30 protein-coding genes and 1 tRNA gene are annotated in these 26,028 nt (G+C 62.4%); 21 read left to right on the forward strand and 10 right to left on the reverse strand.

Translation table 11 applies throughout. The annotated features are described in order from the left end of the window. The first annotated feature begins 88 nt into the window (after nt 1–88). The 5 genes from AC0L3N_RS22720 to AC0L3N_RS22740 all read left to right on the forward strand — a co-directional run bounded on the left by AC0L3N_RS22720 (nt 89) and on the right by AC0L3N_RS22740 (nt 4,641). Nucleotides 89–1,144, forward strand: a complete 1,056-nt coding sequence (locus AC0L3N_RS22720) for a Gfo/Idh/MocA family protein (RefSeq protein ID WP_473549608.1) — start codon at nt 89–91, stop codon at nt 1,142–1,144. A 111-nt stretch (nt 1,145–1,255) separates the two neighbouring features. Continuing rightward, nucleotides 1,256–1,435: a hypothetical protein gene (locus AC0L3N_RS22725; RefSeq protein ID WP_473549609.1), complete on the forward strand. Its 180-nt coding sequence runs from the start codon at nt 1,256–1,258 to the stop codon at nt 1,433–1,435. A gap of 72 nt (nt 1,436–1,507) precedes the next feature. Further along, a complete protein-coding gene (locus AC0L3N_RS22730) occupies nt 1,508–2,161 on the forward strand; it encodes an NUDIX hydrolase (RefSeq protein WP_473549610.1) in 654 nt (217 codons plus the stop codon). 374 nt (nt 2,162–2,535) lie between these two features. After that, on the forward strand, nt 2,536–3,444 hold the full coding sequence (locus tag AC0L3N_RS22735) for a tyrosine-type recombinase/integrase (RefSeq protein WP_473549611.1): 909 nt from the start codon (nt 2,536–2,538) through the stop codon (nt 3,442–3,444). A gap of 3 nt (nt 3,445–3,447) precedes the next feature. Continuing rightward, nucleotides 3,448–4,641, forward strand: coding sequence for an IS91 family transposase (locus AC0L3N_RS22740; RefSeq protein WP_473549612.1), 1,194 nt, complete (start codon nt 3,448–3,450; stop codon nt 4,639–4,641). 37 nt (nt 4,642–4,678) lie between these two features. Here the strand turns inward: AC0L3N_RS22740 and AC0L3N_RS22745 are convergent, their stop codons facing one another. Next, nucleotides 4,679–4,867 carry a hypothetical protein gene (locus tag AC0L3N_RS22745; protein ID WP_473549613.1) on the reverse strand — a complete coding sequence of 63 codons (189 nt, stop codon included), beginning with the start codon at nt 4,865–4,867 and terminating at the stop codon, nt 4,679–4,681. Between the two features lie 492 nt (nt 4,868–5,359). Here AC0L3N_RS22745 and AC0L3N_RS22750 point away from each other — a divergent pair, with 492 nt between their 5' ends. Next, nucleotides 5,360–5,950, forward strand: coding sequence for an ankyrin repeat domain-containing protein (locus AC0L3N_RS22750; protein WP_473549614.1), 591 nt, complete (start codon nt 5,360–5,362; stop codon nt 5,948–5,950). Between the two features lie 25 nt (nt 5,951–5,975). Next, the gene (locus AC0L3N_RS22755; protein WP_236385389.1) at nt 5,976–6,416 is read left to right on the forward strand and encodes a YHS domain-containing (seleno)protein; all 441 of its coding nucleotides are present in this window, start codon (nt 5,976–5,978) and stop codon (nt 6,414–6,416) included. A 6-nt stretch (nt 6,417–6,422) separates the two neighbouring features. On the opposite strand, the gene AC0L3N_RS22760 is transcribed toward AC0L3N_RS22755, so the two are convergent. Beyond that, nucleotides 6,423–8,642, reverse strand: coding sequence for an adenylate/guanylate cyclase domain-containing protein (locus AC0L3N_RS22760; protein WP_473549615.1), 2,220 nt, complete (start codon nt 8,640–8,642; stop codon nt 6,423–6,425). Between the two features lie 964 nt (nt 8,643–9,606). Here AC0L3N_RS22760 and AC0L3N_RS22765 point away from each other — a divergent pair. The 4 genes from AC0L3N_RS22765 (at nt 9,607) to AC0L3N_RS22780 (ending at nt 11,597) form a co-directional block, all read left to right on the forward strand. After that, nucleotides 9,607–10,098 (forward strand): hypothetical protein, encoded by a 492-nt coding sequence (locus tag AC0L3N_RS22765; RefSeq protein WP_473549616.1) that lies wholly within the window; start codon nt 9,607–9,609, stop codon nt 10,096–10,098. A gap of 345 nt (nt 10,099–10,443) precedes the next feature. Then, nucleotides 10,444–10,884, forward strand: a complete 441-nt coding sequence (locus AC0L3N_RS22770; RefSeq protein ID WP_473549617.1) for a hypothetical protein — start codon at nt 10,444–10,446, stop codon at nt 10,882–10,884. After that, a complete protein-coding gene (locus tag AC0L3N_RS22775; protein WP_473549618.1) occupies nt 10,884–11,114 on the forward strand; it encodes a hypothetical protein in 231 nt (76 codons plus the stop codon). The genes AC0L3N_RS22770 and AC0L3N_RS22775 overlap by 1 nt, the downstream gene beginning before the upstream one ends. Nucleotides 11,115–11,333: 219 nt before the next feature. Then, a complete protein-coding gene (locus AC0L3N_RS22780; RefSeq protein WP_473549619.1) occupies nt 11,334–11,597 on the forward strand; it encodes a hypothetical protein in 264 nt (87 codons plus the stop codon). Between the two features lie 12 nt (nt 11,598–11,609). Here the strand turns inward: AC0L3N_RS22780 and AC0L3N_RS22785 are convergent, their stop codons facing one another. The 4 genes from AC0L3N_RS22785 to AC0L3N_RS22800 all read right to left on the reverse strand — a co-directional run bounded on the left by AC0L3N_RS22785 (nt 11,610) and on the right by AC0L3N_RS22800 (nt 13,636). Further along, nucleotides 11,610–12,110 carry a hypothetical protein gene (locus tag AC0L3N_RS22785; RefSeq protein WP_473549620.1) on the reverse strand — a complete coding sequence of 167 codons (501 nt, stop codon included), beginning with the start codon at nt 12,108–12,110 and terminating at the stop codon, nt 11,610–11,612. A 25-nt stretch (nt 12,111–12,135) separates the two neighbouring features. Beyond that, nucleotides 12,136–12,720, reverse strand: a complete 585-nt coding sequence (locus AC0L3N_RS22790; protein ID WP_473549621.1) for a hypothetical protein — start codon at nt 12,718–12,720, stop codon at nt 12,136–12,138. Nucleotides 12,721–12,857: 137 nt separating this feature from the next. After that, entirely contained in the window at nt 12,858–13,004 is a 147-nt protein-coding gene (locus tag AC0L3N_RS22795) for a hypothetical protein (RefSeq protein WP_473549622.1), read from the reverse strand. Nucleotides 13,005–13,009: 5 nt separating this feature from the next. Continuing rightward, nucleotides 13,010–13,636, reverse strand: a complete 627-nt coding sequence (locus AC0L3N_RS22800; protein ID WP_473549623.1) for a hypothetical protein — start codon at nt 13,634–13,636, stop codon at nt 13,010–13,012. A gap of 541 nt (nt 13,637–14,177) precedes the next feature. On the opposite strand from AC0L3N_RS22800, the gene AC0L3N_RS22805 reads away from it, so the two are divergent. Then, the gene (locus tag AC0L3N_RS22805; RefSeq protein WP_473549624.1) at nt 14,178–14,432 is read left to right on the forward strand and encodes a hypothetical protein; all 255 of its coding nucleotides are present in this window, start codon (nt 14,178–14,180) and stop codon (nt 14,430–14,432) included. Nucleotides 14,433–14,803: 371 nt separating this feature from the next. On the opposite strand, the gene AC0L3N_RS22810 is transcribed toward AC0L3N_RS22805, so the two are convergent. From AC0L3N_RS22810 to AC0L3N_RS22820, 3 genes are all read right to left on the reverse strand, one after another. Then, nucleotides 14,804–15,334 (reverse strand): hypothetical protein, encoded by a 531-nt coding sequence (locus tag AC0L3N_RS22810; protein ID WP_473549625.1) that lies wholly within the window; start codon nt 15,332–15,334, stop codon nt 14,804–14,806. 12 nt (nt 15,335–15,346) lie between these two features. Then, a tRNA-Ser gene (locus AC0L3N_RS22815) sits at nt 15,347–15,436 on the reverse strand. 261 nt (nt 15,437–15,697) lie between these two features. Beyond that, nucleotides 15,698–15,970: a hypothetical protein gene (locus tag AC0L3N_RS22820; protein WP_473549626.1), complete on the reverse strand. Its 273-nt coding sequence runs from the start codon at nt 15,968–15,970 to the stop codon at nt 15,698–15,700. Between the two features lie 36 nt (nt 15,971–16,006). On the opposite strand from AC0L3N_RS22820, the gene AC0L3N_RS22825 reads away from it, so the two are divergent. From AC0L3N_RS22825 to AC0L3N_RS22860, 8 genes are all read left to right on the forward strand, one after another. Then, nucleotides 16,007–17,236, forward strand: a complete 1,230-nt coding sequence (locus AC0L3N_RS22825; RefSeq protein WP_473549627.1) for a septal ring lytic transglycosylase RlpA family protein — start codon at nt 16,007–16,009, stop codon at nt 17,234–17,236. 112 nt (nt 17,237–17,348) lie between these two features. Continuing rightward, nucleotides 17,349–18,515: a D-alanyl-D-alanine carboxypeptidase family protein gene (locus AC0L3N_RS22830; RefSeq protein ID WP_473549629.1), complete on the forward strand. Its 1,167-nt coding sequence runs from the start codon at nt 17,349–17,351 to the stop codon at nt 18,513–18,515. 64 nt (nt 18,516–18,579) lie between these two features. Continuing rightward, nucleotides 18,580–19,251, forward strand: a complete 672-nt coding sequence (gene tmk / locus AC0L3N_RS22835) for a dTMP kinase (protein WP_473549630.1) — start codon at nt 18,580–18,582, stop codon at nt 19,249–19,251. After that, nucleotides 19,248–20,303 (forward strand): DNA polymerase III subunit delta', encoded by a 1,056-nt coding sequence (locus AC0L3N_RS22840; protein ID WP_473549631.1) that lies wholly within the window; start codon nt 19,248–19,250, stop codon nt 20,301–20,303. The genes tmk and AC0L3N_RS22840 overlap by 4 nt, the downstream gene beginning before the upstream one ends. An 81-nt stretch (nt 20,304–20,384) precedes the next feature. Continuing rightward, on the forward strand, nt 20,385–21,938 hold the full coding sequence (gene metG, locus AC0L3N_RS22845) for a methionine--tRNA ligase (RefSeq protein ID WP_473549632.1): 1,554 nt from the start codon (nt 20,385–20,387) through the stop codon (nt 21,936–21,938). Then, nucleotides 21,938–22,732 (forward strand): TatD family hydrolase, encoded by a 795-nt coding sequence (locus AC0L3N_RS22850; RefSeq protein WP_473549633.1) that lies wholly within the window; start codon nt 21,938–21,940, stop codon nt 22,730–22,732. The genes metG and AC0L3N_RS22850 overlap by 1 nt, the downstream gene beginning before the upstream one ends. 3 nt (nt 22,733–22,735) lie before the next feature. Continuing rightward, on the forward strand, nt 22,736–23,554 hold the full coding sequence (locus AC0L3N_RS22855; RefSeq protein ID WP_473549634.1) for an MBL fold metallo-hydrolase: 819 nt from the start codon (nt 22,736–22,738) through the stop codon (nt 23,552–23,554). 15 nt (nt 23,555–23,569) lie between these two features. Further along, nucleotides 23,570–24,040, forward strand: a complete 471-nt coding sequence (locus AC0L3N_RS22860; protein ID WP_473549635.1) for a YbaK/EbsC family protein — start codon at nt 23,570–23,572, stop codon at nt 24,038–24,040. 58 nt (nt 24,041–24,098) lie between these two features. Here AC0L3N_RS22860 and AC0L3N_RS22865 read toward each other — a convergent pair whose 3' ends face one another. Further along, nucleotides 24,099–24,752, reverse strand: coding sequence for a TetR/AcrR family transcriptional regulator (locus AC0L3N_RS22865; protein WP_473549636.1), 654 nt, complete (start codon nt 24,750–24,752; stop codon nt 24,099–24,101). A 243-nt stretch (nt 24,753–24,995) separates the two neighbouring features. Between AC0L3N_RS22865 and AC0L3N_RS22870 the strand changes: the two genes are divergently transcribed. Then, nucleotides 24,996–25,943, forward strand: a complete 948-nt coding sequence (locus AC0L3N_RS22870) for a homocysteine S-methyltransferase family protein (RefSeq protein WP_473549638.1) — start codon at nt 24,996–24,998, stop codon at nt 25,941–25,943. Nucleotides 25,944–26,028: the final 85 nt, after the last annotated feature.

Here is a 26,028-nt window from a genome sequence, read left to right on the forward strand (position 1 = left end):
CATCCGCTGGCCACATCATGGCAGTTTGAGGACAAGTCCCGGGAGTGATCCCATTTGGGAGGACCAATTGACAACGATACGATATGCCGTGGTGGGCGCGGGCTGGATTGCACAGGAAGCTTTTATGCCCGGTGTGTCCCAGACCGGAAACTCGACAATCGCGGCGATTGTCAGCGGCTCGGCCAAAAACGCCGCTAAGCTCGCCGAATTCTACGGCGTGGAACACGTATTCAGCTACGAGCAGTACGACCAGATGCTCGCATCGGACGTCGCCGATGCGGTCTACGTGGCATTGCCGAACTCCTTGCATGCCGACTATGCGATCCGAGCCCTGAGAGCCGGCAAGCACGCGCTCGTTGAGAAGCCGCTGGCCACGACCGAGGCAGAATGCGAGGCGATGATCGCCGCCGCCAATGAGAGCGGCGCCTACCTGATGACCGCGTATCGGCTGCACAACGAGCCCGGCACTGTCGAGGTGCTGGAGCGCATCCGCAGCGGCGAGATCGGCGATCCCCGCATTTTTGCCGCGGTCTTCTCCTTCGTAGCGTCGCCTGACAATCACCGCCTCAAAGCCGCCTATTGGGGCGGTCCCTTGCAGGACATCGGCGTCTACTGCCTGAATGCCGCGCGTCATATCTTTGCGGCCGAGCCGATCGAGGCAGTCGCTGTAAAGAGCTTCGGCAACGGCAGCGCCGTCGTCGGGGAGGTCGAGGAGAGCATTGCCGTGACGCTGGGCTTCCCCGAGGGCCGGCTTGCGCAGTTCATAGCCAGCTTCGGCGCGGATAATTCGGACTTTTACCACGTGGTCGGAACGAAGGGGAGCGTAACGGCCGACCCGGGCTTCCGTTTTGAGACTGCCGTGCGAATGAAGCTTCGGCAGAGCGACACCAGTACCGAAAAGACGTTCCCGCAGACAGACCATTTCGCCGGACAGACAGCTTATTTCTCCGACTGCATCCTGAATGCACAACCGCCTGAACCAGATGGGGGAGAGGGACTTGCCGACGTGCGCGCCCTGCTTGCCATCGAGCGCGCCGCCAGCACAGGTCAGCCTCAGAAAATAGACACGCCGGCGCGGCAGGTTCATCCTACTGCGGATATGATCCGCACTTTGCCGACAACGGACCAGCGGCTGCTTCTCTGACGCGCTTTCGTCCCGCAGAACCGGCCAAGACTCACTGCGAGGAGCGTTGCCCCCGGTCTGGCGACCACAGTAGCGCAAGCGAAATCGGCGCGAAACGAACGGCTGATCATCGTGCCTGATAGCGAGCACTATGTTCCGATGGAGCAACCTGAAAGTACGCATCCGGTGGAGGCCGCCTCACTCGAGGCGGCGCCGAGTCTCGCCTTCACCATGCAAGGCATCGAAGCCGTCCGCGAAATCATCGAAAATCGTCTCGATCGTGCTACTCAAAATGGCGTAAGACCGCATTAGGCCGCTGTCCTCACCAAGACAGCTACCTTTCGCGTAGTATCCGGATGATTTGTCCGCTACGGGGCCTGAAACATGACTCGCAAGATGCTAGACACCATACTGCCGTGGCAGGTTGTCACCAGCTCGGTCACTTATGAGGATCGGTGGCTACGCATCCGCAGTGATCACTGCCTCACTCCCCGCGGCGTTCAAGTGACCCCGTACCATGTGATCGAATATCCCGACTGGGTTAACGTGGTCGCGTTGGCTCGCGAAACCCTTCAGCTGGTCCTCGTGAGAGAGTATCGGCACGGGAGACGGGAGGTTGTCACCGGACTGGTGAGCGGCACCGTCGAGCCTAGCGATGCCGCGGGAGAGACCGACCCAGCTGAATCAGCCGCCCGCCGCGAGTTGTGCGAGGAGACGGGGTACAGTGCCGGTGAGCTCAAGAGACTCCTCGTCTCATATCCAAACCCGGCGAACCAGAACAACCTCGTGATCTCATACCTCGCGCTGGACGTCGTGCTAGGCGGAGACCGATTACTCGACTCCTCCGAAGACATAGAGGTCGTGCTCGCTGAGTTGCCGGAGGTAATGCTGCGCCTTCGGAGCGGCGAGCTGCGCATGCAGGCGATGCACGTTGCTGCCCTTTGGTCTGCGTGCGCGCACATAATCGGAAGCGACAACCTGACCGCCGCGGCCGTAGCACTGCGCGAGAAGCTTGTGACGGCACTGGGCGTGGCCTAACCTATCAGCGGCAGCGCCGCGCATGTGAGGCTGGCTTTCTCCATTCCCACGGCAGCAGTTCGTGCAGGCGGCTGTGCGGAATGCCGGCGATGCGCGCGAGCATGTCGCCAGCTTCTGCGCGAGACCAATCGGTCGATAATCTACGATGTCCAGGGTGGTCGCCGGCAACGTCTGCTATCGGCAACAGCAAAGATCACCTCAACGGCCGACATTGGGCGCAAAGCCGACATGCCGGAAAGGGCCGTTGAACGAACCCGCTGCGCGGGATGGGCGCGCGCGGTGAGGTAGAGGTCACGATCCGGTTGCCGCGCCCGCATTGAGCGTCGTTCGGCGGGGGCAGAGCATCACAGGCTTCTTCAACAAGGAGCCTGACCATGCCCCACCCTGTTCTCGATGCACCGATCAGCCCGCTGCGCCAACGGTTGATTGACGACATGACCATGCGACGTTTCTCACGGGAGACGCAGCGCAACTATCTCCGCGATGTCGGACGCCTGGCGACATTCCTTGGGCGTTCACCAGACGCAGCGACCACCGACGACCTGCGCCGGTTCCAGATCGAGCAGCAGGAGGATGGCGTTCCCGTGCCGACCATGAACAGCATCGTGTCGGCCCTGCGCTTCTTCTTCACCCACACGCTCGACCGCCCGGACCTGGCGCGCAGGCTGGTCCGCCTGTCGCAGCCGCGCAAGCTGCCGGTGGTCCTGAGCCGCGACGAGGTTGCCCGTCTCCTCAACGCCACCACCTGCCTCAAGCACCAGGCCGCGCTCTCGGTCGCCTATGGCGCGGGCTTGCGCGTCGCCGAGGTGTCGACGCTGAAGGTCGCCGACGTCGACAGCGAGCGCATGCTGCTGCGCGTCGAGCGTGGCAAGGGCGGACGGTACCGCAATGCCATGCTGTCGGCCGACCTGCTTGCCCTGCTGCGCCAGTGGTGGAAGGTCGGGCGGCAGCAGGGTGTCATGCACCGCGATGGCTGGTTGTTCCCCGGACAGCATGCGATGAAGCCGATCAGCACCCGGCAGCTTCACCGCATCGTCGTCGAGGCGGCACAGGCCGCCGACATCGCCAAGCGTGTCGGGCCGCATACGCTGCGTCACAGCTTCGCCACCCACCTTCTGGAAGACGGCACCGACATTCGGGTCATCCAGGTCCTGCTCGGGCACGCCAAGCTCGACAACACGGCTCTCTACGCCAAGGTCGCGACCCGCACGGTGCGCACGGTCACGAGCCCGCTCGACAAGCTCGGCCTGTTCAAGGAGGCAGAGATCTCGCCCGACGGCTGAGCAGTGCGCGCCTCTGTCGAGGTCGCCGACATCTTCCGCGTTGCGGGCCCCGCGTACCGCACCGCCCATGCAGGGCACCTGAGCCTCGCCCAGCTCAAAGTGATGTCGGCGATCGAACATTGCCGCACCGCAGCCCTTGGCGGCCACGTCGAGGCCTGCGCGGACTGCGGCCATTGGCGCATCGCTTACAACAGCTGCCGCAACCGGCATTGCCCGAAGTGCCAGGGCGCGGCGGCGCGTACATGGCTCGCCGAGCGGGAAGCCGACCTGCTGCCGGTAGGATACTTCCATGTCGTGTTCACGCTGCCGGCCGAGGTCGCCGACATCGCCTTCCAGAACAAGGCGACCATCTATGACCTGCTGTTGCGTGCGGCATCGGAGACGATGCTGACCATCGCCGCCGATCCGAAGCATCTCGGCGCCCGTATCGGCATCACCGCCGTCCTCCACACATGGGGCTCCGCGATGACCCACCATCCGCACGTGCACATGATCGTGCCGGGCGGCGGCATCGCGCTCGACGGGAAGCGCTGGGTATCGTCGCGCCCGGCCTTCCTCCTTCCGGTGCGCGTGCTCGGCAAGCTCTTCCGCCGCCTGTTCCTGACCCAGCTGATCGCGCTTCGCGAGGCCAGCCGGCTCGCCTTCGTCGGATCGATGGCCCACTTGGCCAACCGACGCGCCTTCCTGCGTCATCTCAATCCTGTTCGGAGCAAGCGCTGGGTGGTCTATGCCAAGCCGCCCTTCGCCGGGCCTGAAGCGGTGCTCGCCTATCTGTCGCGCTACACGCACCGGGTCGCCATCTCGAATCGACGCATCATCCGTTTCGACAAGAGCGATGTCACCTTCCGCTACAAGGACTATCGCCGCCCTGGCGCCGACCGGCAGCAGGTCATGACACTCACCGCCGACGAGTTCATCCGTCGGTTCCTGCTCCACGTCCTGCCGCGCGGCTTCCATCGCATCCGGCACTATGGGCTACTTGCCAGCAGTTCCCGCAAGGCGAGCCTCGCGCTCGCCCGCGAACTGCTCGCGGTCGCACCTCCGGTCATGAACGATCCTCCGGCGGAACCAGATGGCTTCCGCCCGCCATGCCCATGCTGCGGCGGACGCATGATTGTCATCGAGGTGTTCGAACGGTGGAGGCAGCCGCGCGGACCGCCGGGCAAAACGGCGACGAACCGGGAGAACGCCCCATGACCCGGCATGGCGAAGTCCAGCCTTCAGCCACAGGCACTCAGCCTCCGGCAACGAACCCACGCGCGTCCATGGTGATCATCGGTGCCGACAGGGCCGTGGTGCGACCGCGCGCCGAGCCGACGATGCCCCACGGACGGAAGACAAAGCGGTCCGTGTGCATCAATCCCGCCGCTTCCCGGCGGCGGTCGCACCACCCCCGACACCAGCCGAAAATCGAAATCTCCATAGCCATCGCCCGTGGCCCGCGGGTTCCTTCCTCGGGGACTTTCGTATGCCTGCCGGCGCCCGAAACTCTTCACGTTATAGCGGACATTCAACCTGCAAGGCCCGATGTAGTGGCCTGACCCAATTCGGACCTCGCGTGTTGAGACATCAACGTCGCGTTGCCGTACCATAGCAGACCGTCGGCTTATCCAGAGCAGCATTCGAGTCGAGTGGATCGCGCCCGTGACGTGGGTTAGGTGACGGCTCGATCGCCGTGCTCTCCGGCACAGGCCAGGCTGATCAGCGCCCGCGGCTGGCAGGCTGATGAAGGGATCTTCGCTCAAAGGTGCGATGGTTTCCAGCGTCATGGATCTGCGAGGCGATGGCCTGCATCACTGGCACAGCCGTGAACGGAATCCCAGCTCCGCAGGCGACGGGGGCTGGACCAGGAAACGCTCAGCGTGCTAGGATTGTTCATTCAGCAGGAAGCGATATGCTCAGACCACTGTCTGCGGTGGCGTTCTGGTTCGGATTGACGGCGACAGCCGCGATGGCCGGACCCCTCCATGATGCGGCGCAATCCGGTGATGAAACGGCACTCAAGGCCCTGCTCGATGGCGGCGCGGCCATCGACGAGAAAAACCCCACCGGTGAGACAGCGCTGGTCGTAGCCTGCCTCGCCAGCCAGCCGGAAGCCGTCGCCTTGCTGATCAAACGCGGTGCTGATGTTGTGGCAAGGAACAACCGGGGAATGACGGCTTTGCACGGCGCATCCTATGCGGGGTGCGCGGAATGTGTGCGGCAGCTGCTGGTGGCCGGGGCTTCGCCTAGCGATGCTGAGAACCGCTTCAAGACGACGCCATTCATCGTCGCCGCCGAAGAAAACCATCCGGACATACTGGCGATGCTGCTGGCGGCCGGTGCGGATTCGGAAGCAACCGAGCGGCACGGCTTCACGGCGTTAACCCGGGCCGGATTCAAGGCGCGGAAGGAGACAATCGCCTTCCTGCTGGCGCGCGGTGGCCGTTGCCAGCCGGCGAAGGTAGCGGGGGGGTGGAGTGGGGAGTGCCTGAAGCTGGCGGCCGAAACGGCGCGTCTACCTTAAGTCTCCAAATGAAAGGACGAGCACCATGAAACGCCTCGGATTGACGTGTCTCTGCATCGCTGCCGTCTGGACCATGCCGGCGCTGGCGGGCGAGGTCAACACCGGCTACTTCGGCAACGTCGCCATCGAGGGCTACGACACGGTTGCCTACTTCACCGAAAAACGGGCGGTGAAGGGCTCTGAGAAGTTCCAATCGGAATGGCTCGGCGCCACCTGGCAGTTCTCCAGCGACGAAAACCGGAAGAAGTTCGATGCCAGTCCGATGGACTACGCGCCGCAATATGGTGGCCTGTGCAGCGAGGGCGTCGCCTTCAACGAGATGACGGTCAACATCGAACCGGAGGTCTGGCAGATCATCGATGGCAAGCTCTATCTTTCCGCCGGCGCGGGCTTCGAGGACCTTGCCGCAAATCGGCCCAAGGCGGACACCAACTGGCCGGCCGTGCATGCCGAGCTGCAGAAATAGAACGCGCTATTTTACGGAGAAATAGCGAAGCGTGTCGGGCAGAACCAGCGCGTAGTCCAGGCCGGCGCTCTTGTCCGCATAGACCGCGCCGCAGTGCCAGTGCCCGCGGAAGCTCGCCTCGAATTGCAGACAGAACTGGTCGTTCTCGATGCGCGCCAACCCGGTCAGAAAGGTGTTGGCGCCGCGATAGGCGACACGGTAGTCTTTGGTGACCTGCAGAAAGAATGGTGCTTTTTCGCTGCGTCGGATGGCCGTAACTCCTTGCCAGCCACGACCTACGGCCAAAGCAGTCAGGGCTTCGCCACGAACGCGAAACTGCTCGTTGCCCCGATAGTCGAGAGGCCATTCGGGAATGCCGGCCTCGGCCAGCAAGGAGAGGTAGCGTGCGAGATCGGAGGGATTGCGAAAAAAGCCAGTGTAGAGAATGCGAATGGCGGCCAAGTTGCCGAATGGTAAATTTGTCAAGAAGGCAGCGAGCTTTCGCGCCTCGTCGGTTCGGCCGAGCGCGGCATAGGTGGCAGCCAGATATTCATGGGTGTTTTCCGAGGTCGGCCAGGCAGCCGCCACCGTCTCGAGCTCGGCCCGTGCCAAATCGTATTTCCCGGCCAGCGTGTGCACGATTCCCGCAACCTGAAGAAAGCCGGGCGGCGGTTTCGGGTTCAGCCGCATCGCCTGGGCAAAGGTGTCCACCGCTTCGTCGAGTTCGCCGGAATAGGCCAGCACCATGGCGAGGTTCGCCTTGGCCTCGGCATCGCCGGGATTGAGCGCGACTGCGCGTCGCACCGAGGCGATGGCATCGTCATGGCGGCCGTCGGCCAGTTGGAAGGTGGCAAGCGCCGCGAAGGCCCGCGCATTGTTGGGATCGAGCTCCAGTGCCTTGCCGGCGGCCTCATAGGCGCGCTTGCGGGCGACTGTCGCTGAGAGGATCTGGTCCCCCACGGCCCGCCAGATCTCCGCTAATGCCCGCGCATAGCCGGCATAGGCATCGGCGAAGGAGGGATCGAGTGCGATCGCCTTGTCGTAGGCGGCCAAGGCCCGGGCTTGCGTCGTGGCGTCGACGACATAATAGCTTTGCGCTTCGGCGCGCAGAAACCAATCGTATGCCTCGAGGTTGGCGGTCGGAATGCGCGTCAGCCCGGCCGCTTCCGCCGAGGTGAGCTCCAACGCAAGCGCTCCCACGATCTCTTTGATCACCTCGTCCTGCACAGTGAAGATGTCCGAGAGGCGCCTGTCGAACTGCTTGGCCCAGATTTGCTGGGCGGTCTCGGCTTCCACCAGGTTTGCGCTGATGCGCAAGCGATCCTGGGATTTGCGCACGCTGCCTTCGAGGACGTAGCGAACGCCCAAGTCGCGGGCGACCGTCTGGGGGCTGACGGTCTTTCCCTTGTAGGGCAGCACCGAGCCGCGGGCGATGACGAACAGGCCGGAAAGGCCGGTGAGTTGGGTGATGAGACCGTCGCTCAGGCCGTCGGCGAAGTAATCCTGCTCGGAATCGCCGCTGACATTGGCGAAGGGCAGGATGGCGATCGACCGCTTGCCGGCGCCGGCTGGATCGGTTGTGGTATCAGGTCGCGGCGCGCCGCTCAGCCAGAAGGCCGCCACCGCCAACCCGACGAACGCGAGCAGCGCCGCGGCGATTGCCGGTAGGGCGAACTTCGGCTTGCGACCTGGGGCCGCTCGGGTGCCGGCCTCCACGCCGTCAAGCGCCACCCGGAAGGCGCGGATCGGCCGGGCGATGTTCTTGACCTCGATTTCGCCCATGTCGACGAACCTGACAGGCAAGCGATCGCGCACCTCGTTACGCACGGAACGATGCACACAGATGCCGCCGGGCTCCGCCAGCGCCTGCAGGCGCGCGGCCACATTGACGCCGTCGCCGAACACATCACCACGATCGGCGACGACGTCGCCCAGGTGCACGCCGATGCGAAACGCGAGCTTGCGGGCACCGGGGCTGGCCGCGGCGCGCGCCGCCATATCGCCTTGAATGGCGAGCGCGCAGCGCATCGCCTCCACTACGCTGGGAAATTCGGCGAGGAAGCCATCGCCCATGCGCTTGAAGATGCGCCCCTGGTGCTGCGCCGTTTGGGGAGACAGAACCTCCTCGTCCACGGCCCTGAGCTCTCGCAGAGTTCCTTCCTCGTCCTCCCCCATCAGCCGCGAATAGCCGGCGATGTCGGCGGCTAGGATCGCGGCGAGCCGCCGTTCCAATTTGTCTTCGGCCATTGCGATGGACGTTCGAGAGTTTCTGCCGATTTTTCGCTACACTTGCGGCGAACGCTGCGTCATTCCGGTATTTACCATGATAGCCCATCCAAAGCCATTTCCATCCCAGCAGTCTCGAATGAGTTCCGTTATCGGCCATCAGCAACACGATCACCAGTTTTCCACCTGAAGCCAACGCGACCGCCCTTTTCTCGGCTGGTTCGCGAAGTACTCTTCCATCCGCCTTCCGGCCGAACTCGACCGCATGTTACAAGACGGGTAACTGGTCAATGGGTAGGCCGGCTCCCGCAAGATGATCGAGCTTGGTGGCCAGCAGAGCACGTTTCTGTCGGTGTAGACCTCCATTACCAAACTGCCGTCAGCGATCGCGCAATAGCGACCAGTTCAGCACCGCCTCAAAATCATCGCGGCAACTTGAACGTCGCCCTTACAGGCGAAATCGTCCGTTCGGCAGTCACCCAATCAATGACAAGTCATGGCGCAACGTCGACCTACAGCTTGCCGTGGTAACGTCTGCTTTTGGGCAGTGGCAAAGGCGCCTCGAACGGCCGAGATGGGCGCAAAGCTGCTATTCCCCGAGCGTAGCGCCAGCTCTCCTTCGGGTCATTTGTGCCGGTTCCAATGAAGATTTGCTTTCGGGAAGGCAGACGGTCGCAGGAAAGTCTGCTCAGGTGGTCAAAACCAGTCATTGGAAAGGTAAGTGGCATCAGCTCCGATCTATCTCACCTTGATCTCGTCGATATGCAGATACGGGTATATGATGTCGCGCGGCTTCGGTCCCTTCGGCAGACCGCGTGGATCCGGCGTCGGCTGCCATGATGGAATTCATCACCGCGCCTGTGCGGCAACGGGAAAGCGGCCCCACGATTGCCGACGCCTCCTAGCTCGGCCGCGGGGGGCGAAGAATCCTGCCGAAAGCACCGCCCTGCGGGCCGGCGCGGGCGCCATGCGGAGAATTTTTTCTTTGCCTGGAAAAATCGGGCCGAGGAGTTTTTCCCCACTGCCCATGGAAAAATCGCGCCACAGAGGCGGTCGACCGCCGCATAAACCGGATCAAGCGCGGCGCCTGACCGTCGAGCTACTGGCCGGCGCGGCCATTTCGCAGGCGGAAATATGCGCCGTTCTCGGGATCGATCAAAAGACGCTTCGCAAGCGCTACAGGCTCGAACTGGACCGAGGCGCGGCGAAGGTCGAGGCGGAGTTGATCAGAAACCTGTTGCGGCTTGCCAGTGGCAATGACGGCGTGGCCCTCAAGGCAATCATGTTCTCGCTCAGGGCACGGTATTCACGCCGCGCCCGGATTTCCGGCATAATGACGAAGGGCCAGCGCGCTATGGTCGCCGGCATGGCCGATCCCGAACCGAAACCGGGAAGTAAAAGCGTTGTAAAAAATACAGAGGTGGGTCGAACTACTTCTCTCGCGCCGTACGGTCCTGACGAGCAAGGCCAATGTTGAGGCGATGGTTGAGGAGATCGGCGACAAGGCCGCATCAAGGAACTCGCGCCAAGGCCAATGAAACGCCGATGAGCGATCCAGTCGTCACGTTGAGCCACTGTCGGAGGAGGATGTCTGGCAGGTCGCCTGTTGACCTCGCGCATCACATTGATATCATTGTATAATAATTGTTTTCTCTGAGGCTGGTCGACGAACTTCCCATTTTTGTCCACACCCTGAATGTAAGCCCAGCTTTATGAGAAACTGCGATATGAGCTAAATCGTGTAGCCCGGCTACAGCGGCCCGGTGCGGTGGATTTGAGGACCCCGACACCTTACACTGGCCCCGTCGACATGGAGCCAAAAGTGACCGACGAGATCAGCCTCAACCACCTCGACCGACAACTGCAGTTGCTGCTGTCCGAAGTCCGCGCGCTGCGCCTGCAGATCGCCGCGCAGCCGCCAGCGCGGCCAGCCGCGACGGCGTCAGACATCGACACAAAGCACCCCGGCGGAAGATGGGTGACCATTGGATATTTTACCCAGAAGATGCTCGGCTATAAGTCGAGGGTCACCTACTACCACCACGAAAAGAAGGATGTTCCCGGGTGGCCGAAGCGGCGATATCCGACCGGCCCCAACAGCAGGCCGATGCTCGTCTACGAGGAGTGTGTGGCGTACATGGATCGCGTCGAGGCTAGAAGCGAAGAGAAACCCCAGCAGAGGCTCTGCCTCCCAGGCGCGAAAAGCCCGAAGCGTCACGTCGGCAGACCGGTCAAGCCGCACCCTCGGCGCGCTCTGGCCTGATGTCGCAGCACCGCACGAGTGAGGGCCGTCTGTCGACGATCCAGGCAGCGCGGTATTTGAGAGAGAAGCACGGCATTGAAATGGACTACATGACGCTGCTCGGGCTGCGCAAAATCAACTTTGGACCTAAGTGCCGAATGATAGGCAGGCATGCCGAGTTCACACCTACAGCGCTCGACCTCTGGGTGAAGGGGCAGCGGCACCTGCATGAACTGCTGAGCGCGCGCTGAAAGCTCTGTCCCCTCGGGTGCAGCGCGCGCGTTGGCCGGGCTCAACAAACGGGCCAAGCTGTCCAGTAGGCGGGAACCAACCGGGGGGATATCGGAAAGTCGACCGGCCCGGAGCGGGTCGGCGCGGGCGCCTCGAAAATCGAGCCGAGGAGTTTTTCCCCTCTGTCCATGGGAAAATTGAAGCGCATAGGCGGACGACCGCCGCATGAACCCACCGAATTGAGCCGCCGGTTCGTCGAGCTTTTGGGAGGTGCCGCGATAGCGCAGCGGGATATCGCCACGGTTCTCGGCATCGATCGCAAGACGCTGAGACGCCATTATCGCCGGGAGCTTGATCGCGGCGCGGCAAAAGTCGAGGCCGAGCTGATCGGCCATCTGTTGCGCCTTGCCAGCGGCAATGACGGCGTGGCCCTCAAGGCAATCATGTTTGTACTCAGGGCACGGTTCGGCTGGTCGCGATATATGCCACCTGCAGAAACATGAGGGCTGCGCGAGTCACGACGCAAATCCGAATCGTTTCAATAAATCCTCTCTACAGGGCTCTACTGCGTCGCCAGCGTTGCCGATGGCGCCGCTACCGAGATTGTCGCGTGCGTTTGCGCCGTCACAAACAAAACCAGCGTTGTCCGGTAAAGCGCAGATCGCGTCACTCTTGCGAACCATTATCAGTCCGCCGCTATGACCCTGACCGCGCCAGATCAGGCAGCCTTTGAATCTGGTGGCCAAATCCCGGACTATTTCGCCGTCCGTAGTCTGCAATGCTTCTGCGTCGCAAATGATTAGCCTATCGGCACCATTGGTAAGCGGCGTTTGCCGGTCGGGGAACTTGCTGTCGCGAATCTCGGGGAGCTTGCCGAGGGGACAACCTTGTACATCCTGAAAATCAAGCTTCAAGCTGTCCGGCTGTGGATTTAGCGACGCCAAAAACGATGACCAAATTCCAGTTCCGAACTCTGCTAAGGGTCCGCCCACAATAGCTACCAGAGCGATAATCATAACGCGGTAGGGCCACCCACGCTTTTCAGGCATTTGGGGCAACCATATAGACAATCCAGATATTTCCCACTTGGAATCGGATGCGCAGCCAGCCGCTAGTTGCGCCCACGCTGCAAGAGAACAGTGGTTCCGAAATACCCTGGAATCCTCGCTTACCTTCCCCCCAAGTTTTGAAGCTCTGGGTGCATTGAGCAATCCGTTCGCTGTTCTTATCGATAAGCGCCGGTATCTGCTTGCGCGCCTCGTCTAAATCTAGCTCGACAGTTCTGCCCCCTGTGTCTGCGTAAGTGCTAAGAAACGCCTCGCTCTGTTCTCTTAGAAACCCAGTCAAAGCCTCCGGCGCATCGGCGTATTTGAACAGCGCCGCCACATGGTTCTGATGGTCACTACTCCCCTCCAGGCTTTGAACAGCAATGTCGCACCACTGCCGTTTCTCACTCTCTGTTGACCAGCACGCCGACGCATTACTGACCCTAGCGCCATTGTCCAAGGGTGAACCGGGAATAACGTCACAGGTGCATTTTTCCCTATCGGGGTTCTCTGCATTGGCAACGACAGTAGAGAGCAATCCAGTAGTGACCAGAAGCAATATTCCGAGAAATCGCGGCAATTTGTTTCCCCCAATGGCACGCCCATTCTTTCAACCGGCGATGCCGACCCCACGGCGGCCGTCGCCGACTCGCCACGACGCAAGGTGCCACATTGCCGCGAGATCGTCCAAGCATGCCCGGAGGTTATCGGCCGCCGTCAGCCGGCTGCCGACAGGAAGATTTTGTGGTCGTTGATGCTGGCAACAACCGAGGCCTCGCGATACGCCGCGAATTGCCGGTTATATTCCTCCGCGCCCCCCTGTTCGACTAGGTGGGCGCGGGCGACGGGATCGTTCCAGTCCATGGCGATCAGCTCGCTGCCTTGGCGGCTTTCCGCTGGGCTTCCAAAGCGGTTACCGCGAGGTTCCGATAGCGGTCCATTGCCTTCGGCGAGGATGAAATCGGGTTGATCGGATAGGCCTTCAGCGCCTTGATATCGCCAGCTCCGACAAGGGCGATAATCTCGTCAAGTTTCTTGCGAAAGCGCGCATGGGTCGCCGCCGAAAAATCCGGCTTGGCTGGCAAGGTTCCGGCCTCGGCGCTGGCGAGGATTTCGGCGCGCTTGCCGCCAGCCGGCTTGTCAGCCTTCGGAGCCTTTGCCGCCTTGGGTGCCTTCGGGGCGTTGGCGGCTTTCGGGGCCTTGAGTGTCTTTTCCGCCTTCGCCGCCTTGGGTGCCTTGTGCGGCTTGCCAGAAATCACCGTCTGATTTCCGGTCGCGTCGAAAGCGACAATGATCGGCTTCGCGGTGCCGTTGGGATTGTCGGCGGAAAGCTGGGCGGCGGCGGCGTCGATAGCCTCGCGGGTATCAGCCTCGGCGTTGGCAAATTTGCCGCGCCCGAGGAAAAGCGAGGCGGCAAAGCGGGTGGCGTTCGCGGAAACCTCGGCGTTGTAGGCGTCGGCGGATTCCATGGTCGGGGTGCTGGTCTTGATGATCATTGCCTCGGGTCCTTTTGGTTGGCGCGCCTCATTGGCGCGGACCCACACCTAATCGGAGCGGTCGTCGAAGCAACTCCCAAGTGCCTGTTTTCACTCCAAAAACTGAAGAAGAATGACACATCGCAAAGGCAAGGCCGGTCGGCCGCCGTACGCGCCGACCGGCAAGGAAAAGCAAATGGTCGAAGTCCTCGCGGGCTTCGCAATTCCGACCAGCCAAAATCACGGCCGGGCTCGATATCAAGCAAGCGACCCTACTCACGATTCAAGCGCTACAGGCGCGAACTGGACCGAGGCGCAGCAAAGGTCGAGGCCGAGCTGATCCGCAATCTGTTGCGCCTGGCCGGCGGCAATGACGGCACCGCGCTGAAGGCAATCGCTTTCGCGCTCCGTGCAAGGTTTGGGTGGAGCGAATTCGCGCCGCCGGGCGGCTGAGAGATCGAGGCAAGGCGCGCAAGTTCAGAAAAAGACGGTGCTGCGTGGCCTAGCCTTGCCTGCGGAAGCAGCGGCGGGTTAAGTGGCGCTGGCAACAGGGGGGTTGAAAATGCCAATCCAGAAGAACGGTATGCTCGTCGGCTTTCTGGCGGGCGCCGTGGCTGTGGGCTCGTCGGCGGCGCTGTGGAAGATGCAAGACGATTACCACGAGGTCAGGGACGTATGCACCGCTGAAAGCGGCGCATGGTGGAAGGGGCAGCAGCAGCGAGGGGCAAAAACCAATGAAGAAATGTCCCGCCGGTTCTGCGTCGCAGGGCAGGGAGCAAATGCGTGGTGGGTGCCGGTGGAGTACCTTGTTCTATAGCCCAATCCGCGACGCGGAAAAGGCCGATCCCGGCATCAATCCGACGCACTGGTCGAAGAACTCGACGGGGCGCCCAGCCAATGCGACAAAACAAAATGGGGGCGCCCCTACTTTTGATTTCGCAGCGTCAAGCCGCCGCCGACGCTGGCAACGCGCGCCGAGGGGAAGTCGGCGGCCCATCTTTCGATGAGCGTCGCCTGAACCCGCCGACCCCGCGTTGCCTGTGGCCTCGCGATTCGGAGCTTTGCGAAAAAGAAGGCACGCCGTCTAGCAACGGGCGCGTGTAGCGGCGCGTTTTCCGCCGCCGCCACGTTCCCCGGCCCGAACCCGCCGCGCGCGCTGACGGGCTGGATAGGCGGCAAAGCGGGCCATTACCGCCGCCGCGTCGCGATGCCCCAAAGCCCCGCAAGATCGTCCAGGCACCACCGCAACATGTCGGCCGCTGTCAGTCTTTCGCGCTTGCTTGTCGCGACCTCATGAAGCGCCATGCCTTGCCCGCAGACAAGCGAAACCAGCCGATAGCCGCGAGCGCCGAGCAGCGCCCGGCATTTGCGCAATTTCTGCCCGGCATCGATCTGGCGCTGGCTGATCCCGTCCGGCATCTTGCCGCCGTCGACGACAATGCGTCCCGGATCGAAGCCGGATGCTCCCTTGCCGCCGAGCGTTTCCCATAGCGTTCGGAAGCGATCGGCCGCAGCGCCCTGCGCGGCATCGAGCGCGCCGCGCGAGGCGAGCATCGTGATCGCCGACTCGCGGACATTGACGGCGGCCGGGATCGTGCGTGGATTGCTGGCGTCGGCGGGATGGGCGCGGCTGTAGAACGGGTTGTCGACAACGGTCGGGCGGAGGCGGGCTTGCGGCGACATGGCGGCAAGGATGCCACGGACGCTCGCGATCCGCAAAAGCCCGCCGGATGGCGGATGGGGTGGGATTCGAACCCACGGTAGAGTTGCCCCTACGCTGGTTTTCAAGACCAGAGCCTTAAACCACTCGGCCACCCATCCTTTTGAGCTTGCGCCCGCTCTTTGCGCCTTGACTTTGCGTGGTGGCGCAAAAGGGGCGCAAAATTCATGCTCCAGCGGCTAAATTTCCTTTGTATTTCAAATCGTTAGGCCAATTCCAATTTTAATTTTCAAGACCGGTGCCTTAAACCGCTCGGCCATCCCTCCATCGTGATTTTTCAATCACTTGGATGCTCGTCCTGATCTCAACTCATACCTTTCGGTACTGCTGCGCCACCCGGAGATCGTTCGCGCTTCATTGCTCTAGTGCGCCCGACGAAGTCCTGTCAACCAGCCGTTGCCTGTTCCTGCCATGGGCGCTTGACGGCGGAACTGAACCAGGACGAACATCGCTGCGCCGAAGATTGAAAAGCGGTGGTTTTTCACAACAATCGCCGGGACGGTTTGCGCCACAATCTCGCCCGGTTCCGACCACAATCGGTTAATACGGTGATAAACAATTCCTGTGCACAAGGGATTGCGAATCAAGGTGGCGCTGGCATTTGTCGAGTGGGTTTTGGCCCTGCCGACGGTCAAGTTGCGGTGCCTTTGTTGAGAGGGGACAATCGAAAAATGCAAAGCACGGCGCGCCCGCGTCTTCGTCGCGCTTCCGCTTTCGCGTTGTTTGCCCTGTCGGCTGCCTTGCTGGCGGCTTGCGCCGCGCCGCCACAGCCAAAGGCGATGGTCAACAAGAAACCCCGCTCCAAGGAATATTTTTCCGAATCCGAATACGGCGTGAAGGCCAGCCCGCGCGTCACCTTCAAGATGTCGGGCCTGCAGCGTGGCGGCGGACGCGACCAGCTCGGCAAGCCCTATCAGGTGCGCGGCAAGTGGTATTATCCGAAGGAAGACAGGCGCTATGCCAAGATGGGTCTCGCCTCCTGGTATGGCGAAGCCTTCCACGGCAGGCTGACCGCTAACGGCGAAGTCTACGACATGACACATCTGACCGGCGCGCATCCGACAATGCCGCTGCCGAGCTATGCGCGCGTCACCAATCTGAAGACCGGCAGCTCGGTCATCGTGCGCGTCAACGATCGCGGCCCTTACCATGACGGGCGCATCATCGATGTGTCGAAACGCGCCGCCGAAATGCTCGACTATGCCAATATCGGCACGGCCAAGGTGAAGGTCGAATATGTCGGCCGGGCGCCGCTTGACGGCAATGACGACCGGTACCTGATGGCCTCCTATAATCCAGGCAACAGGGTGCCGGATCCGTCGGACGGCTTGCCCACCGGTGTTATGATCGCCATGAATGGACCATCCCCGAGTACGGCGTTGGCCGCCGCCGCTCCATTTCCCGGCGAGTTGACGAATTCCGCATCGGCACAGCCTGTCATTGCGGCGCAGGCGCCGGCCTCCGGCAATGTGACGCTGCCCGATTTCGGGCCGATCGTGCCGGAACGCCCGCAGATCAATCTGCCGGCGCAATCGCCGTTCGGCGTAGCGGCGCTGTCTTACGCGGACGAACGCGTGCAGCGCGCCCGCAATGTCTTTGCCGCGCTGGATGGCGCCGGCATGTCGCCTGCCGAAATCCTTCGATCGTGGAAGCGGCAAGCTCCTCCGGCCGCTTCGCCCACGGACTATATCGCGGCTGGCTCGTTCGAGGATGCCGCCGAGGCGCAGCGTGTGGCAGCCCGGCTTTCCAGCTTCGGCAAGACCGAAATCCAGCGCTCCGAATTCGAGGGCAAGGACTGGTATTCGGTCAACCTCTATCCGGACGGCCATGGCAGCCTGGACCAGATGCTGCAGGCGGCATGGTCGCATGGCGCACCGGACGCGCTCGTGGTTCGGAACTGACCGGCAAAACCTGAAGTTTTGCCCTGTTGTCCATCGCGCGGTTGATCGGCCGGGACAAAGCCTGATAGCCTAGAGCTTGCCCAGAAATACCGGCTGACAGGTCGAACCTCTCATGAAATTTCGCTTCGCCGCGCCTCTCGCCGGGCTCCTGGGTTTTGGCCTCCTGCTGCTTTCGCTGGCTCCGGCCGCGGCGCAGCTTTTCGAAACCAAGTCCGCGCAGGCCTTCATGATCGATGCCGAAACCGGAACGGTGCTGTTTTCCAAGGATGCCGACAGGCCGATTCAGCCGGCATCGCTGGCCAAGCTGATGACGATGGAGGTGGTGTTCAACGCCATCAAATCGGGCCGCGTGACCCTCAACGATACATTCGTGGTGAGTGAGAACGCATGGCGCACTGGCGGCGCGCCATCCGGCACGTCGACAATGTTTGCCAAGCTGAAGTCAACGATCCGGCTTGAAGACCTGATCCAGGGCGTGACGGTTCAGGCCGCCAATGACGGCTGCATCATCATCGCCGAAGGTTTTGTGGGATCGGAGGCGAATTTCGCGACTGAGATGACCGAGCGCGCAAGGCAGATTGGCCTCGAAAAATCGACATTCGTCAATGCAACCGGTCTGCCGGCCGACGGTCAGCAGACGACGGTTCGAGAGCTTGCGCTTCTGGCCCTGCATATCTGGCGCGAGTACCCGGACCTCTATCGCTATTACGGCCAAAAGGATTTCACCTGGAACAAGATCACCCAGAGGAACCGCAACCCGCTGCTGGCGATGGATATCGGTGCCGACGGCCTGGCGATCGGCAGGAGCGAGGCATCCGGGTTTGGCGTCGTCGGCTCGGTCAGCCACAGTGGCAGGCGGGTCATTGGGGCGATGAGCGGCCTGGCAAGTGACCGCGAGCGCGCCGAGGAAGCGCGAAAGCTGCTCGACTGGGGCCTTCGTTCCTTCCAGAAGACCGAGATTTTCGCCAAGAACGAGGTGGTCGGCGAGGCCCAGGTTTTCGGCGGTGCGAAATCCGGCGTGGCACTGAAGGCAAAAGCGCCCGTGGTCATCTTCCTGCCGATCGCCAACCGCGACAAGCTGACCGCCAGAATCGTCTACGAGGGACCGGTTGCAGCTCCCGTGGAAGAGGGGCAGCCGGTGGGCGCGCTGCGGGTCTGGATCGGTGACACGCTGAGCCAGGAGACGCCGCTTTTCGCGGCCGAATCGGTTGGCGTCGGCTCGCTGCCGCAACGCGCGCTCGACGCCGCCAAGGAACTGGCGGTCGGCTGGCTGCGTTAGCACCCGTGGCGTGGACCTTTTCTCAAGTCAGGACTATTACGGTCCCGCAGCATGGTAAAAGGCCTTGGTGAGCGGATTCTTCATCACCTTCGAAGGCGGAGAAGGGGCAGGCAAGTCGACGCAGATCGAGCGGCTGGCCAGTAAGATGCGCGCCAAGAAATACGATGTCCTTGTCACGCGTGAACCGGGTGGCTCGCCGGGCGCAGAGGCGGTCAGGCATGTCCTGCTTTCCGGGGCTGCCGAGCCATTCGGCCCCCGGATGGAGGCGCTGCTTTTCGCCGCCGCGCGTTCCGACCATGTCGAGCAGGTCATCCGGCCGGCGGTCGAACGCGGCTCGATCGTGCTTTGTGATCGCTTCATGGACTCCTCGCGCGTCTACCAGGGCGTCACCGGCGGCCTCGACCCGGCGTTCATGGGCGCTCTGGAAAGGGTCGCCATCAATGGCATGGTGCCCGACATGACGCTGATCTTCGATATCGACCCGGCCGAAGGACTGCGGCGCGCCACCGCACGGCGGGGCGCCGATGCCGGCGCCGACCGCTTCGAAAAGGAAACGCTTGATATCCACCAGCGCCGCCGCGAAGCCTTTCTGGCAATCGCCGCGGCGGAACCCGAGCGCTGCATCGTCGTCGACGCGTCCGCCGACCCCGACACGGTGGAGAATGTCGTCACCGCCGCCGTGTTCACGGCCCTGGAGACGATGACGCCGGCGCACAGGAAGCAGGCGCCGGGATGATTTTCGAACGGATCGCACCAGAACAGCACGACACGCTGGACGGCGTCCCGGAGCCATCCGAGACGCCGCGTCTTGTCGGGCATGGCCAGGCGGCGAACATGCTCGCCACCGCTTATCGCTCCGGGAAGCTGCCGCATGCGCTGATCTTTGTCGGACCGGTCGGCATCGGCAAGGCGACGCTCGCCTTTCACCTGGCGCATCATCTGTTGAAGCATCCGGCGTTCGAACAGGCGCCGGAGGTCCTTGCCGTTCCCGATCCGGCGTCATCGCTGTTCCGCCAGATCGCCACCGGCGCGCATCCCTCGGTGCTGCATCTGACCCGCCCGCCGAACGACAAGACGAAGAGTTTTAAGACGGTCGTCACCGTCGACGAGATCCGCAAGGTCAGCCGCTTCCTGTCGCTGACCTCGCATGACGGCAGCTACCGGGTGGTGATCGTCGATCCGGCCGACGACATGAATACCAATGCTGCCAACGCGTTGTTGAAGAATCTTGAAGAACCACCGGCACGCACACTGTTCATCCTCATTGTCCATGCGCCGGGCAGCCTTCTGCCGACGATCCGCTCGCGCTGCCAGATGGTGCGGCTGACTCCGCTCGATGCCGAGAGCCTGATGACGGTTCTGGAGAGCGTCGAACCACCGCCACCGGACGATCCCGCGGCGCGCGCAGCACTGGCCAAGCGGGCAGGGGGCAGCGCGCGCACCGCAATCCTGTTGACGCAGTATGGCGGGCTGGAAATCGCCGAAACGCTCGACGCTCTGGCGACAACGGGAAAGAGCGATGTTGCCGGCGCCTATCGCCTCGCGGAGGCGGTCGCCGGGCGCGACCGGGCCATCCAGTTCGATATCTTCAATCGCCGTGCGCTCGACCTGCTCTCGACCAGTGCAAGCCAAGCCGCGCTGGCGGGCGATCTGGCGCGGGCCAAAACGCTGTCGGATACTTGGCACGAGGCTTTGAACGCTATATCTGAGACCGACACCTACAATCTCGACAAGAAGCAGCACGCCTTGACCATGATCGACCGCCTGAATTCTGCAATGCGAATGTGACGGCCCATCGGGATGGCAATCGCCGTTTCGATACGATATCTCACCGGCATCTTTCATTCAGACATTCATGACGGCTCATCCATGGCACGCGAAAAATACTACCTCACGACGCCGATTTTCTATCCGAACGGCAAGCCGCATATCGGTCATGCCTACAATGTCATCGCCAGCGACACGCTGGCCCGCTTCCAGCGGCTCGACGGCAAGGACGTCTTCTTCGTCTCGGGAACCGACGAGCACGGTTTGAAGATGCAGCAGACGGCGGACGCCGAAGGCCTGACGCCGAAAGCGCTTGCCGATCGCAATTCGGCTATCTTCCGCTCGATGCTCGAAGCGACCGGCTGTTCGAACGACGTTTTCATCCGCACCACCGAGGAGCGCCACTACAAGGCCTGCCAGGCGATCTGGACGCGCATGGCGGAAAATGGCGACATTTACCTCGACCGCTATAGCGGCTGGTATTCGGTGCGGCAGGAAGCCTATTTCGACGAGGCCGAAACCAAGGTCGGCGACGACGGCATACGTCGCGAACCGCTCGGCTCGCCCGTCGAGTGGACCGAGGAAGAGAGCTATTTCTTCCGCCTTTCCGCCTATCAGGACAGGCTGCTCGCGCTCTATGAGAGCAGCCCCGAATTTGTCGGACCGGCGGAGCGGCGCAACGAAATCGTCAGCTTCGTCAAATCCGGGCTGAAGGACCTGTCGATCTCGCGCACCACGTTCAAATGGGGTGTGCCGGTGCCGGGCGACGACAAGCATGTGATGTACGTCTGGGTCGATGCACTGACCAACTACATCACGGCTGCCGGTTATCCGGATGCGGCCGATGACAGATGGTCCTTCTGGCCGGCGAACGTCCACGTCATCGGCAAGGACATCGTCCGCTTCCATGCCGTCTACTGGCCGGCCTTCCTGCTGTCGGCAGGGATCGAACTGCCGAAGCGCGTATTCGCGCATGGCTTTCTGTTCAACCGCGGCGAGAAGATGTCGAAGTCGGTCGGCAATGTCGTCGATCCGTTTGCGATGATCGAGCATTATGGTCTCGATCAGGTACGCTATTTCTTCATGCGCGAAGTGCCATTCGGTCAGGACGGCAGCTACAGCCACGACGCGATCGTCAACCGCACCAATGCCGACCTCGCCAACGATCTCGGCAATCTGGCGCAGCGTTCGCTGTCGATGATCGCCAAGAACTGCCGCGGCGTGGTGCCGAAACGCGGTGAATTGAGCGATGCCGACAAGGCGATCCTCGATCAGGCAAGTGCCGCCCTTGTCACGGCACGCAAGACGATGGCCGAACAGGGCATCCATCTGGCGCTGGCGGCGATCTTTGGCGTGGTGGCCGAAGCCAACCGCTATTTCGCGGGGCAGGAGCCGTGGGCCCTGAAGAAGACCGATCCTGCGCGCATGGAAACGGTGCTGTGGACGACGGCCGAGGTGATCCGGCGTATTGCAATCCTTTGCCAGCCCGTCGTCCCGACTTCGGCGGCGAAGCTGCTCGACCTGCTGGCCGTGCCGTCAGACGGACGCGACTTCGCGCATGTTGCCGAAGGTCACGCGCTGGTGCCTGGCACGGCTCTGCCAGCGCCGGAACCGGTGTTTCCACGCTATGTCGAGCAAACGGATGCAAACGCCTAATGTTGGTCGACAGTCACTGCCATCTCGACTTTCCGGACTTCGCAGAGGAACGGGCGGCCATCGTCGCCCGCGCTTTAGCCGCTGGAATCGGTCGCATGGTGACGATCTCGACGCGTGTGAAGCGGTTCCAGCAAGTGCTTGAGATCGCTGAGTCTTTCGACGAAGTCTATTGCTCGGTCGGCACCCATCCGCACAATGCCGCCGAGGAGCTGGACGTGACTGTCGAGGCGCTTGTCCGGCTGTCCACTCATCGCAAAGTGGTGGCGATCGGCGAGGCCGGGCTCGACTATTTCTACGATCATGCGCCGCGCGATGCCCAGGCGCAGAGTTTTCGCACCCATATTGCCGCAGCGCGCGAGACGGGCCTGCCTCTGGTCATCCATTCGCGCGACGCCGACAGCGACATGGCTGATATCCTTGAGGACGAAACAGGGAAGGGCGCCTTCCCCTTCATCCTGCACTGTTTTTCGTCCGGGCGCAGGCTGGCCCAAGTCGGCGTGGCGCTCGGCGGCTATGTTTCCTTTTCCGGCATCCTGACCTTCAAGAATTCGGCCGAACTGCGCGCCATTGCCGCCGATGTGCCACACGACCGCCTGCTGGTCGAAACCGACGCACCATATCTCGCGCCGATACCGTTTCGCGGCAAGCGCAACGAGCCTGCCTATGTCGCGCATACAGCCAAGGTGCTGGCCGAAACGATCGGCGTCAGCGAGGCCGAAATCGCCGCCGTCACCACGGACAATTTCTTCCGACTGTTCGGGAAGATGCCGCGCCCGAGCGCGCTGAGCACCTGAGGCATGAGCGACCGGCTGCGCCTCACCATTCTCGGCTGCGGCTCATCGCCGGGCACGCCGCGCATCACCGGCGACTGGGGCAATTGCGATCCGGCCAATCCGAGGAACCGGCGCATGCGCACCGCCGCGCTTGTCGAGCGGATTGCGGCGAACGGCGACAGGACCACAGTCGTCATCGACACTGGGCCGGATTTCCGCGAGCAGATGCTGCTGGCATCGGTCAGGCACATCGATGCAGTCGTCTATACGCATCCGCATGCCGACCATATCCACGGCATCGACGATTTGCGCGGCTTCGTACTCGAGCAGCGTCATCTGATCGATATTCACGCCGACCAGCCCACGATGCTGCGGTTACGGGAAGCGTTCGGCTATTGTTTCGAAACACCGCTAGGCAGTTCCTATCCGCCCATCGTCGAGCCCCATATCATCGACCACGCCAGGTCGGTGGTGATCGAAGGCGAGGGGGGTACCCTCGCCCTCGAGCCGCTGCCGCAGATCCATGGCGATATCTTATCGCTTGGTTTTCGCATCGGCGGGCTCGCCTATTGCCCCGATGTCAGTGATTTCCCCGACGCCACCGCCGAACGGCTGCGCGACCTGGACGTGCTGGTCATCGACGCGCTGCAGTACAGGACACATCCGAGCCATCTGTCGCTCGGCCAGGCACTCGGCTGGATCGAAAAACTGACGCCGAAAAAGGCCGTTCTGACGCACATGCATGTGCCGCTCGACTACGCTGCGGTGATGGCCGAGACGCCGGCCGATGTCGAGCCGGCCTATGACGGCATGACAATCGAAATCCCTTATGAATCTGCATGATAGGTTCGTTTCTTCATGGCTGGAAGCATTGATCGTGTGACCAGGGCAGCAGCCGAGTCTGGTCTCGACATCGAGATCAGACGCATGGGTGCCTCGACACGCACCGCCGAGGAAGCCGCCGCGCAATGCGACTGCACAGTCGCCCAGATCGTCAAATCCTTGGTGTTCCAGGGGGAAACCAGCGGAAAGCTGTTTCTCTTCCTGGTTTCCGGCTCCAATCAGCTCGATCTGGCCAGGGCTGCCGCACTGACCGGCGAGCCGCTGAAGCGCGCCGACCCGCGGCAGATCCGCGACGAGACCGGCTTTGCAATCGGCGGCGTAGCCCCGATCGGCCATCTGATTGCAATCCCGGCGTTCGCCGACGAAACGCTGCTCGGTTTCGATCGCGTTTGGGCAGCGGCCGGCGCGCACGACGCGGTGTTCGCCGCCGAGCCACACGCAATGGTCAGGGCAGCACAGGCTGTCGTAGCGACGCTGGCAGTCTGAATCGAACGCGCCTGATATCGCAGCCTCGGGGCTGCAGCGAGCGCCGCCCGGCGCACCCCTATTCGGCGGCGATGGCGCTGGGCGGCAGCATGACGTCAGGCGCCGCCGGCGCGAACAACATCTTTACGACGTTTCGGAAGGCGAGGATCTGGCGTTCGAGGACACGCGGGTCGCCGAGCCCCCGCGACATGATGATGCCGCCATCGATCACACAGGAGAACATGATGGCCACGTCTTCGAGGTCCATGCCTTTGCGGGCAGGATAAACGGCCGCGATCTCGTTCAGCGCATCGCGAAACCGCCCGTTCCAGGAGCGTACGGCGGCGGCGGCAATGTCGCGAACGGTGCGGTCGAAGAGGCGCTCCTGATAGGTGAACGTCGCGATCAGGCAGCCGGGGTGGCCGTTCGGCAGATCACCCATCAACTCGGCAAGCAGCTTGAGCGTGATCAGGAACGACTGCAACGGATCATCGGACAATTGCCGGCCGCGGTGAAACACATCATCGAAGATGCGGTCGTTCTCCTCGACGTAGCGCAGCATCAAGGCGCGGGCGAGTTCGTTCTTGTCCTTGAAATGATAGAAGAAGCCGCTCTTGGTGATGCCGGCTTCGGCAATCACCTCCTCGATGGAAGTCGCGCCGAACCCCTTGGCGAGCACCGAGGCCTCGGCGATCTCCAGAATGCGTTCGCGCGTTTCCGCACCCTTGCGCATGACAGAATGCCCTCAAATCTACTGTACCGGCGGTATGGTTTTCACACCCGCCAGCATCGGCACCGATAGCAATACGACCGGCCCGGCGCGGCTATCCGTCTGTAATTGCTGCGGTTCCCGCTTCAGTGGAGTACCGGACCACAAGCCTTCTATCGCACCGGCGGCACGCGCTGCTAAAACTTGGCTATTCCGAACCGGCCGCCACCAGGGCAGCACGATGTCATCTTACCACTGGAGACAAACATGGCCAAGTACCGCCAGAACCCGCCGCAACTCGCCAACAGAACATTCCTGAGCGATGGCGGCATGGAAACGACTTTCATCTTTCACGAAGGCCTCGACCTTCCGCACTTTGCTTCATTCACGCTGATGGCAACGCCTGAAGGCCGGCAGAAGCTGAGGGAATATTACGTCCGTTATCTGACCATTGCGCGCAGAAGCGGGACCGGCTTCATCCTCGACACGCCGACGTGGCGAGCCAACCCCGATTGGGGAACCTTGCTCGGCTACGGGCCGGAAGCGTTGCGGGCCGTCAACGAGAGCTCGATCGAGCTTCTTCTCGACCTGCGCAATGAGTTCGAGACCGCCGAAACGCCGTGCGTCGTTAGCGGCGCGATCGGGCCGCGCGGCGACGGCTACAAAGCCGGCAAGATGGACGCCAACGAGGCGGAAGCCTATCACGCGCCGCAGATCGAGAGTTTCGCGCGGACCGAGGCCGACATGGTTGCGGCCTATACGCTCACCAATTTCCACGAGGCAATCGGCGTGGCGCGGGCGGCCAAGGCGCATGCCATGCCGTGCATGATCTCGTTCACGGTGGAAACGGACGGCAAGCTGGTGACCGGCATGGCGCTCGGCGAGGCGATCGACAGGGTCGACGACGCGACAGACGGTGCGCCGGCCTACTATATGATCAACTGCGCCCATCCAACGCATTTCATGCAGGCGCTGAACAAGGGCGAGCGCTGGCTCGATCGCGTCTATGGCGTGAAGGCGAACGCTTCGGCCAAAAGCCATGCCGAACTGGACGAATCGGAGACGCTCGACGCGGGCGACCCGGACGATCTCGGGCGGCGCTACAGCAGGCTGACAGCCTCGTTTCCGACGATGCGCATCCTGGGCGGCTGCTGCGGCACTGACCACCGGCACATCGCGGCGATCTGCGAGGCCTGCGTGCCGCAAGCGGCGTAGGAGTCTGTGTGCGTCCCAGGAGACGCTACGCTATCAACCGCAGTTCCGCTTAGTTCCAAGGAACAAGGAGCTGCGGTTGGGCCGA

It is taken from the genome of Mesorhizobium sp. WSM4807, assembly GCF_055811615.1.

Excerpts from the sequence above, each read along its gene's own strand:
- AC0L3N_RS22730 (WP_473549610.1), top strand. The coding sequence starts at position 1,508 with ATGACTCGCAAGATGCTAGACACCATACTGCCGTGGCAGGTTGTCACC.
- AC0L3N_RS22735 (WP_473549611.1), top strand. The coding sequence starts at position 2,536 with ATGCCCCACCCTGTTCTCGATGCACCGATCAGCCCGCTGCGCCAACGG.
- AC0L3N_RS22745 (WP_473549613.1), bottom strand. The coding sequence starts at position 4,867 with ATGGAGATTTCGATTTTCGGCTGGTGTCGGGGGTGGTGCGACCGCCGC.
- AC0L3N_RS22755 (WP_236385389.1), top strand. The coding sequence starts at position 5,976 with ATGAAACGCCTCGGATTGACGTGTCTCTGCATCGCTGCCGTCTGGACC.
- AC0L3N_RS22760 (WP_473549615.1), bottom strand. The coding sequence starts at position 8,642 with ATGGCCGAAGACAAATTGGAACGGCGGCTCGCCGCGATCCTAGCCGCC.
- AC0L3N_RS22775 (WP_473549618.1), top strand. The coding sequence starts at position 10,884 with ATGTCGCAGCACCGCACGAGTGAGGGCCGTCTGTCGACGATCCAGGCA.
- AC0L3N_RS22785 (WP_473549620.1), bottom strand. The coding sequence starts at position 12,110 with ATGATTATCGCTCTGGTAGCTATTGTGGGCGGACCCTTAGCAGAGTTC.
- AC0L3N_RS22795 (WP_473549622.1), bottom strand. The coding sequence starts at position 13,004 with ATGGACTGGAACGATCCCGTCGCCCGCGCCCACCTAGTCGAACAGGGG.
- AC0L3N_RS22800 (WP_473549623.1), bottom strand. The coding sequence starts at position 13,636 with ATGATCATCAAGACCAGCACCCCGACCATGGAATCCGCCGACGCCTAC.
- AC0L3N_RS22805 (WP_473549624.1), top strand. The coding sequence starts at position 14,178 with ATGCCAATCCAGAAGAACGGTATGCTCGTCGGCTTTCTGGCGGGCGCC.
- AC0L3N_RS22825 (WP_473549627.1), top strand. The coding sequence starts at position 16,007 with ATGCAAAGCACGGCGCGCCCGCGTCTTCGTCGCGCTTCCGCTTTCGCG.
- AC0L3N_RS22830 (WP_473549629.1), top strand. The coding sequence starts at position 17,349 with ATGAAATTTCGCTTCGCCGCGCCTCTCGCCGGGCTCCTGGGTTTTGGC.
- AC0L3N_RS22840 (WP_473549631.1), top strand. The coding sequence starts at position 19,248 with ATGATTTTCGAACGGATCGCACCAGAACAGCACGACACGCTGGACGGC.
- metG (WP_473549632.1), top strand. The coding sequence starts at position 20,385 with ATGGCACGCGAAAAATACTACCTCACGACGCCGATTTTCTATCCGAAC.
- AC0L3N_RS22850 (WP_473549633.1), top strand. The coding sequence starts at position 21,938 with ATGTTGGTCGACAGTCACTGCCATCTCGACTTTCCGGACTTCGCAGAG.
- AC0L3N_RS22855 (WP_473549634.1), top strand. The coding sequence starts at position 22,736 with ATGAGCGACCGGCTGCGCCTCACCATTCTCGGCTGCGGCTCATCGCCG.
- AC0L3N_RS22860 (WP_473549635.1), top strand. The coding sequence starts at position 23,570 with ATGGCTGGAAGCATTGATCGTGTGACCAGGGCAGCAGCCGAGTCTGGT.
- AC0L3N_RS22865 (WP_473549636.1), bottom strand. The coding sequence starts at position 24,752 with ATGCGCAAGGGTGCGGAAACGCGCGAACGCATTCTGGAGATCGCCGAG.
- AC0L3N_RS22870 (WP_473549638.1), top strand. The coding sequence starts at position 24,996 with ATGGCCAAGTACCGCCAGAACCCGCCGCAACTCGCCAACAGAACATTC.